Annotated in this window: 8 protein-coding genes; 5 read left to right on the top strand and 3 right to left on the bottom strand. The window is 63.3% G+C overall.

Annotated features, from left to right (window positions below; all coding sequences use genetic code 11):
- Positions 1-6: 6 nt before the first annotated feature.
- Genes KA184_11370 through KA184_11380 form a run of 3 tightly spaced genes read left to right on the top strand, consistent with a single transcriptional unit; the run spans position 7 to position 2,237 of the window.
- Positions 7-1,086, top strand: coding sequence for a PilT/PilU family type 4a pilus ATPase (locus KA184_11370; protein MBP8130167.1), 1,080 nt, complete (start codon positions 7-9; stop codon positions 1,084-1,086).
- A 9-nt stretch (positions 1,087-1,095) separates the two neighbouring features.
- Positions 1,096-2,031 (top strand): hypothetical protein, encoded by a 936-nt coding sequence (locus KA184_11375; GenBank protein MBP8130168.1) that lies wholly within the window; start codon positions 1,096-1,098, stop codon positions 2,029-2,031.
- Positions 2,032-2,048: 17 nt separating this feature from the next.
- Positions 2,049-2,237: a hypothetical protein gene (locus tag KA184_11380; protein ID MBP8130169.1), complete on the top strand. Its 189-nt coding sequence runs from the start codon at positions 2,049-2,051 to the stop codon at positions 2,235-2,237.
- Between the two features lie 239 nt (positions 2,238-2,476).
- On the opposite strand, the gene KA184_11385 is transcribed toward KA184_11380, so the two are convergent.
- Complete coding sequence (locus KA184_11385; GenBank protein ID MBP8130170.1) at positions 2,477-2,896, bottom strand: hypothetical protein; 420 nt, start codon at positions 2,894-2,896, stop codon at positions 2,477-2,479.
- A gap of 108 nt (positions 2,897-3,004) precedes the next feature.
- Positions 3,005-3,847 (bottom strand): lysophospholipase, encoded by an 843-nt coding sequence (locus KA184_11390; protein MBP8130171.1) that lies wholly within the window; start codon positions 3,845-3,847, stop codon positions 3,005-3,007.
- 157 nt (positions 3,848-4,004) lie between these two features.
- On the opposite strand from KA184_11390, the gene KA184_11395 reads away from it, so the two are divergent.
- Positions 4,005-4,706 (top strand): hypothetical protein, encoded by a 702-nt coding sequence (locus KA184_11395; protein MBP8130172.1) that lies wholly within the window; start codon positions 4,005-4,007, stop codon positions 4,704-4,706.
- Positions 4,707-4,725: 19 nt separating this feature from the next.
- The gene (locus KA184_11400) at positions 4,726-5,769 is read left to right on the top strand and encodes an alcohol dehydrogenase catalytic domain-containing protein (protein ID MBP8130173.1); all 1,044 of its coding nucleotides are present in this window, start codon (positions 4,726-4,728) and stop codon (positions 5,767-5,769) included.
- A 114-nt stretch (positions 5,770-5,883) separates the two neighbouring features.
- On the opposite strand, the gene KA184_11405 is transcribed toward KA184_11400, so the two are convergent.
- Positions 5,884-7,140: hypothetical protein (locus KA184_11405; GenBank protein ID MBP8130174.1), on the bottom strand; the 1,257-nt coding region annotated here is incomplete at its 5' end.

Here is a 7,140-nt window from a genome sequence, read left to right on the forward strand (position 1 = left end):
GGATCCATGAGCATTCCAATGCGGGACTTGATGCGCGGAGCGCTCGAAAAGCGCGCATCGGATATCCATCTCAAGGCGGGCAACCCCCCGATCTACCGGATCGACGGCGACTTGGTCCGGCTTGAAACCGAGCCGCTCACCGAAGAGGGGCTGCAGGAGTTGCTCAAGGAAATCGCGTCCGAACAGGACATCGCCAAGTTCAACAAGGTGATGGAGCTGGACAATTCGTACATGCTCGAGGGCATTGCCAGGTTCCGCGTGAACGTGTGCCGCGACGACGGCGATACCCGCATCGTGCTGCGCCTCATCCCGCTGAAAATCCTCACCATCGACGACCTGGGTCTGCCGCAGGTCCTGAAGAGGCTCTGTCCGCTGCACACCGGGCTCGTCCTCGTGACCGGCCCGACCGGCAGCGGCAAATCGACCACGCTCGCGGCGATTATCGACGAGGTCAACCGCACGCGCCCCGTGCATATCGTGACCATCGAGGACCCGCTCGAATTCGTGCACGAGGACAAGACCGCCATCGTGACACAGCGTGAAGTCGGGCATGACACGCTTTCATTCGCGAACGCGCTGCGCGGCGCTCTGCGCCAGGACCCCGACGTCATCCTCATCGGCGAAATGCGCGACGCGGACACGGTTCGCACCGCGCTCGCTTCGGCGGAAACGGGCCACCTCGTGTTCTCAACGCTGCACACGGTGGACGCGGTCGAGACGCTGAACCGCATCCTCGACTTCTTCGAGCCGCACCAGCAGCTTCAGATTCGCAAGCAGTTGGGGAGCGTGTTGCGCGCGGTAATCTCGCAGCGCATCGTCCCGCTGGCGAGCGGCACGGGGCGCACGGTCGCGGCGGAAATCCTCATCGGCACGCGCACGGTCCGCGAGTTCATCGATCAGGGCAAGGCGTTCAAGGACATCGTGAAACTCATCGAGGAAGGCGTGGATCAGTACGGCATGCAGACCTTCGACCAAGCCCTGTTCAATCTCTGGAAAGAAAAGAAGATCAGCACCGAGACGGCCCTGCAGAATGCGACGAGCGCCAAGGACCTCAAACTGCGCATGCAGGGCTTGAACGTGCGGTAAGGCTCGCTCATGCTGTGGCAGGTCTGGCTGCTCCTGTTGGCCGCGGATACGCCCGCGGCCGCAAACCTGCTCAGCAACCCCGGTTTCGAAACCGCCGTAGCCGGCCGCCCCGCCCACTGGGACCTCTACCTGATGCCGCAGGACGGCGCCCTCGCCCGGCTCGACTCCGCCGCGCGCACCGGCCAGTATGCCGTCATGCTCCACGTGCCCATGCCGTATCCCGAAGACCCGGTCAACAACTGGAGTCAAAATGTCCTTGGAGCGGTGGCCGGGAAGTCGTACCGCCTGAGCGGCTACCTCAAAGCGCAGGATGCGCAGGACGCCGCACTCTGGGTGCAGTGCTGGCGCAAGCAGCCGCTCGCCCTGCTTCACACCGCCAGCACGGGGCACGCCTGTCCCGTTTATGGCACCATGGACTGGTCGTTCGCGGAAACGCTCGTGAACGTGCCCCACGGCACGGATTTTCTGACGGTGCGCTGCGTGATGAAGGGCGCAGGCACGGTCTGGTTTGACGACGTGACGTTGCGGCCCGCCGAGGAGACCTCCGCGACGCCTGCGGCGCCGCCCCCCACGCCGCCCGCTCCTGCCACGCCGCCCGCTCCTGCCACGCCGCCGACCACGCCTTCCGCCGTTCCACCATCACCTGCACCGATGCCGCCGCCGGAGCCCCCGGCCACCGTCGCGCCCGCCGCGCCGCAACCGGGAGCCGGCGCGGAGGAGTCACGACAGCTTCGGGAATCCAACCGTGCGTTGCGGCGGACACTCGATGAAGTGCGGCAGCAGAATGACGCGTTGCTCGAGGAAGTCGTGCGGTTGCGCCAGGAATTAAACGATGTGCGGGAACGGGTGGATGCGGCCGCTGCGCAACCCGCGCCGCCGCCACAACCGGAGCCCTTTGTATCGCCGATTGTGCCGCACAGCCAGAACCCGGAGCGATCACCGTGAACCTGGATGCGTTTCTCATGAGAATTGTGGCCATCGCTCTGCTGACCGGCTTCGTTGCGGGCGGCTGCGTGTGGTACGGCTGGGGTGCCGCCAGCGGCATAAGCCGCGCCATTGCGCAATCCTGGACGAAACGCAAGCAAGCCGCCTTGGCCAAGGCAAAAGAAAAGCCGGCGCCCGAAACAGAAACCGCAAAACCCGCCCGATGAGCGATCCCGAAGAGAAAAGCGGTGCAACGCGCCCGTTCATTCACATGCACTTCAAGTGCTGTAACGTCTACGCGCGGGTCTACCTCAACCATGACGGAACCGCCTTCGCCGGACACTGCCCGCGTTGCGCCGCGCCGATCCGCATCCCAACCGGCCCGCACGGATCTGACGCAATATTCTGGTCCGTGGAGTAATGCCGCGCCGCGCACGCGGCGGGGATATCCGCGAGCCCGCGGCGCTCAGCCGAAGAGTTTGCGGAAGAAATCGGGATCGTCGAGTTGCTCCAGCTCGACTTTGATGAAGTGCTCGATATCCGCGTCGGAAATGCCGGGATCGGGCTCGGGAGCGGCAAGCGATTCCTCGGGCAGCGGCGCTTCCGGGGCCGGACGATGCCTGCGCCGCCGCGGCCGCGCGGGCGGAGCATCGATCTGAAACATGCCGGATTCGAGAAACTCCGTGATCACACGCGCGCAATGCGCAACGCGCTCCTCGCGTGTGCCCTGTTCCAGGATGCGCTTGTCCAGCGCAATGGCCTTGTTGCGGAATAGAACGGTCAATTCGCCGCAGGCGGGGCAGGGCATGACAACGACAACATCACGCGGGACATTCGTGGTCACTATCCGGTGGGACTTGCAGTGCGGACATACTACCGAGTTCATATCACGCAGTCTTCCCCGTCGGCAATTCAGCCTCAGGACCAATCGCTGCGTTCATTCTAGTCAAGCCGGAACGGCGGTTTCAACTCGCCCGCGCGCGCCCTTTTCTTCCTATGGCAGCCGCGCCGTAATCCACGAAACGATGCCCCCAATCGCGTCCTCCTTGCACAGGTCATTCCAGAGTTCATGGTAGCCGCCTTCGTAAATGCGGAGCGTCTTGTCCGCCGATTCCGCACGTTCGTGCAGCAGACGGCTGCCCGCGACCGGCACCAGCTTATCGTCCGTGCCGTGCAGGATGTACAGCGGTGCGTCAACCGTATGCATATCCGCCGCGATACGGTCGATCGCGAATTTAAGCTGTGCGCCCGTGCGCGCGCGCACGCGCCCGTGGTAACTGAGCGGGTCCGCATCCGCCGCCTGCACCACCGCCGGGTCGCGCGACAGCGCCTCCGTGTTGACGCCCCCCACGGGCAGCCAAGGCAGTACCGCGCCTACGACACCGGACAGTGCAACCAGCAACTTCGGCACATCGCCGGCGAACTGGAGAAACGCGCTGCTGCAAACCAGCCCGCGCACAGCGGGCCGCCGCGTGACATAGTACAACACGAGGAGCTGTCCGCCCATGCTGTGCCCCATCATGAACAGCGGTTTATCACCAATACGCGGCTTGATATGCGCCAGGAAAGCGTCCAGGTCGCGAAGCAGGTCCTTGTAGTCGCGGATGTATGCGCGCCTGCCGGGCGAGCGGCCGAAGCCGCGCTGATCGTAGGTGTGTACCGTGATCCCCGCGGCGTTCATCGGCCGCGCCACGTGCTCGTAGCGGCCGCAATGCTCCCCGTAGCCGTGCAGCAGCGCCAGATGCGCCTTCGCCTCGCCGTCGGATTCCCAGCGCCGCTCGAATAGCCCCACGCCGTCAAAGGTCTTGAAATAACCTGAATTCGCGATTGTTTCCATGAGGAACGACTCCTTGCTCCGCGGCGCGGATACGGGACACGCACCCGGGCCGCGTGCTAGAGTATGGGGCCACTGCAAAAAGAATGCAATGCGGCGCGCCTCCTGCGTTGCCAGAGGTTTCCCTCGCAGCCGGGCCGACCCGCAACGGAGACGATAGATGCGGCTCTTCTTGTTCTTGGCCGCCGTCGCGGCCTGCATGGCCGTCCAGGCGGAAGAATCCACCGGCGCGGTTTCCGGCACCGTGCGCTATGAAGGCAAGGCGGCGGTCATGCGGCCCATCGACATGGGCGCGGACCCCACATGCGCCGAAAAACACGCGGACAATCCGGCGCTCAACGAGTCCCTGGTTGTGGGGCCGGACGGTGGTCTCGCGAATGTCTTCATGCAAGTCACGGAGGGCGTGCCGCAGGGGGAGTACCCCGTTCCCGAAGAGCCCGTCGTGTTCAGTCAGGCGGGTTGCATGTATCATCCGCGCGTGTTCGGTATCCGCGCGGGCCAGAAACTGCAAATCCTCAATCCCGACGGGACCATGCATAACGTCAACGCCATGCCGAGCGTTAATGAGGGCTTCAACAGGCCCATGGACCGCGAGACGGAGCAAGCGGAGGCCGCATTCCCAAAGCCGGAGGCCATTTTCCCGATCAAATGCGACGTGCATCCCTGGATGCGCGCCTACTGCGCCGTGATGGCGCATCCCTTCTTCGCCGTGACGGGCAAGGACGGCACATTCACGATTCCGGGACTGCCGCCGGGCGAATACACCATCGAGGCGTGGCACGAACGCCTCGGCACGCAGTCGATGAAGGTAACTGTAACCGCTGACGCGTTCGCGGAGGCGAATTTCGTATTTGCGCGCTGATTCCGGAGGTTTCCCGCCCATGTTGTCCGCGGTACTGGAAGACCTGGACCGCCTCGTCGTCAAAGAGCAGCCGGTGCCCGAGACCGGCGACGACGAGGCGCTGCTGCGCGTCGAGGCGGTCGCGATTTGCGGCTCGGACGTGCGTATCCTCCATCACGGCAATCCGCGCGTGAAACCGCCCGCCGTCATGGGTCACGAGGCCGCGGGCGTCGTCGTCAAGGCCGGGAGGAACGTTACGCGCGTCAAGGAAGGCGACCGCGTCGCGCTCGGCGCCGACGTGCCCTGCGGCCAATGCGGCTGGTGCCGCAACGGGATCGGCAACAACTGCCGTATCAACTATGCCGTCGGCTACCAGATACCCGGCGCGTTCACCCAGTATATGAAACTGACGCGGTTGCTGCTCGAAGAAGGGCCGGTCACGCCGTTCAGCGACGCCATCAGTTTCGACCATGCCGCGCTCGCCGAGCCGCTCGCCTGCGCGATCAACGGCCTCGAACTCGTCAACCTGTCCCTGGGCAAGACCATCGTCATCCTCGGCCTCGGCCCGATCGGCAGCATGATGATCGATCTGGCGCGTGTCATGGGCGCGGCCAAGGTCATCGCGGTGCAGCGCAGCCGTAAACGCATGGAAATCGCGCGCGCCTACGCCGCAGATGTCTACATCGCCTCCGAAGAAGAGGACGTCGTCGCCCGCTGTGTCGAGGAGACCCGCGGCGAAGGGCCGGATATCGTGGTCACCACCTGCGGATCCGTCGAGGCACACGAACAGGCGATCGAGATGGTGGCGCACCGCGGCTACGTGAACCTCTTCGGCGGACTCAAGAAAGAGGCGCGCCCGCTGAACGTCCTCTCGAACACCATTCACTACAAGGAATGCTTCGTCACCGGCTCGCACGGCAGCGTGCCCCGCCAGCACGAACTCGCCGTGCGCCTGCTCGAAAAGGGGATGGTTCGCGTCGCGCCCATCATCACCCATCACTTCCCCCTCGACCGCATCCACGACGCCTTCGCGGCCATGGAATCCCGCGACGGCATGAAGGTCATCGTCCACCCGCGCGGATGAGGAAATCTCAAGTCTCAGCTTTGAGATGTCACATGGCATCATCGCGGATTGTGTGAGTACTGGCAGGCCCATTATTTACGTCAACGTCTTGCGCGCCTGTTCGCGGTTCTTCGCCTAACGGGCTGACGATTCAAGAGCGAGTCGAACCGCGGTGTCGGCGCTGACAAGCCGGACGTGTTCCGGGAGTATCTTGACCAACTGCATGACCGAGTTGTTGAGGTCGAGTCCGCCGTCGCTCGTCATGTAGATGGCCGTAACGGTTCCCCTCGGGTACGCGCCCAGCTCTCTCGCCATGTTTTCTGCACTCAAGTAGTATTTCCTTGTGAGGAACGCGCCCCCATCATGAACCCCTCGCCATTGCCTGGGGCGGAACAACACAGTCTTCCCGCCCTCCTGGCCCTCGATCACCTTGAAGAATTGGCCCCGTTCCCATGTGCCCATCGGCAACATGTAAGGCACGTTCACCGGAAACACGCCGTTGATGACCCCGCCCGCTCTGGCGTACTTCGGCAGGAATGAACGCTGCGCGTACCGCCATTTCCAGAAGGCTTCCCAGTGAACGGTGCTGCTCGTTCCCAGCAGGCGGGCGTCCTCTTCCGTGGCGTGGACGAATGTGTCCTGCATGGTTTCTTCTTCCAGGGAAGAGGGATACGCATACAGGTGGCCGCTCGGCGGAAGCATGAAATAGTCATTGCCGGTTTCGCGACTCATCCCGTAGTACCACTGCAGGACATCCGGCGCGATGCGGGCAAGATGCGGAGAAATGGTCCAGGTCAACGGCGGGCACGATTCTTCTCCCGCGCGGCAGGCCTCCGCGCGCTGCCGCAACCACTCCGCGCGTGCTCCCAACATGAAACTGATATTGTCCCCGTCCCCCACGATGAAGGCGACATAGGTTTGCGTGGGGTCGTAGTCGACCTTCTCTAACTTGTTTTGCGGTATTTCATCCGGACCGGTTATCGGGGCCCGTCGCGTGGAGAAGAAAGACAGGTTATTCACTTCCGTTGGAATGGCGCCCATGTTTCGCGACCCGGCGCACAAGGTCTGCGCCTCGAAAACGTATCCGCCGAATACCATCCAATAGTTCGCGTAGCCATAGACGCCGATAGGCTTGGGCCAGGGATTCGCACGGGCAATCTCGTTCATCAGGCCGTGTTCTTCCGCGCACATGATGCAGCCGTTCACCAGGAACATGGTGAACAGCTTCTCAGAGAACACGAAATCGATCATGGCCGGGTTCATGTCTTCATGAAGCTCAGGGTCCCAGACGGGGCCCTCGCTTATGCTGTAGCCCGGGTTGAGCATGGCAAGTCCGGTCGTCTTGTCTACGAAATGTTCATACACGTACTTCGTCGCGAGATAAGGCGTGTT

The sequence above is a fragment of the Candidatus Hydrogenedentota bacterium genome (assembly GCA_018005585.1).
Classification (GTDB): domain Bacteria; phylum Hydrogenedentota; class Hydrogenedentia; order Hydrogenedentales; family JAGMZX01; genus JAGMZX01.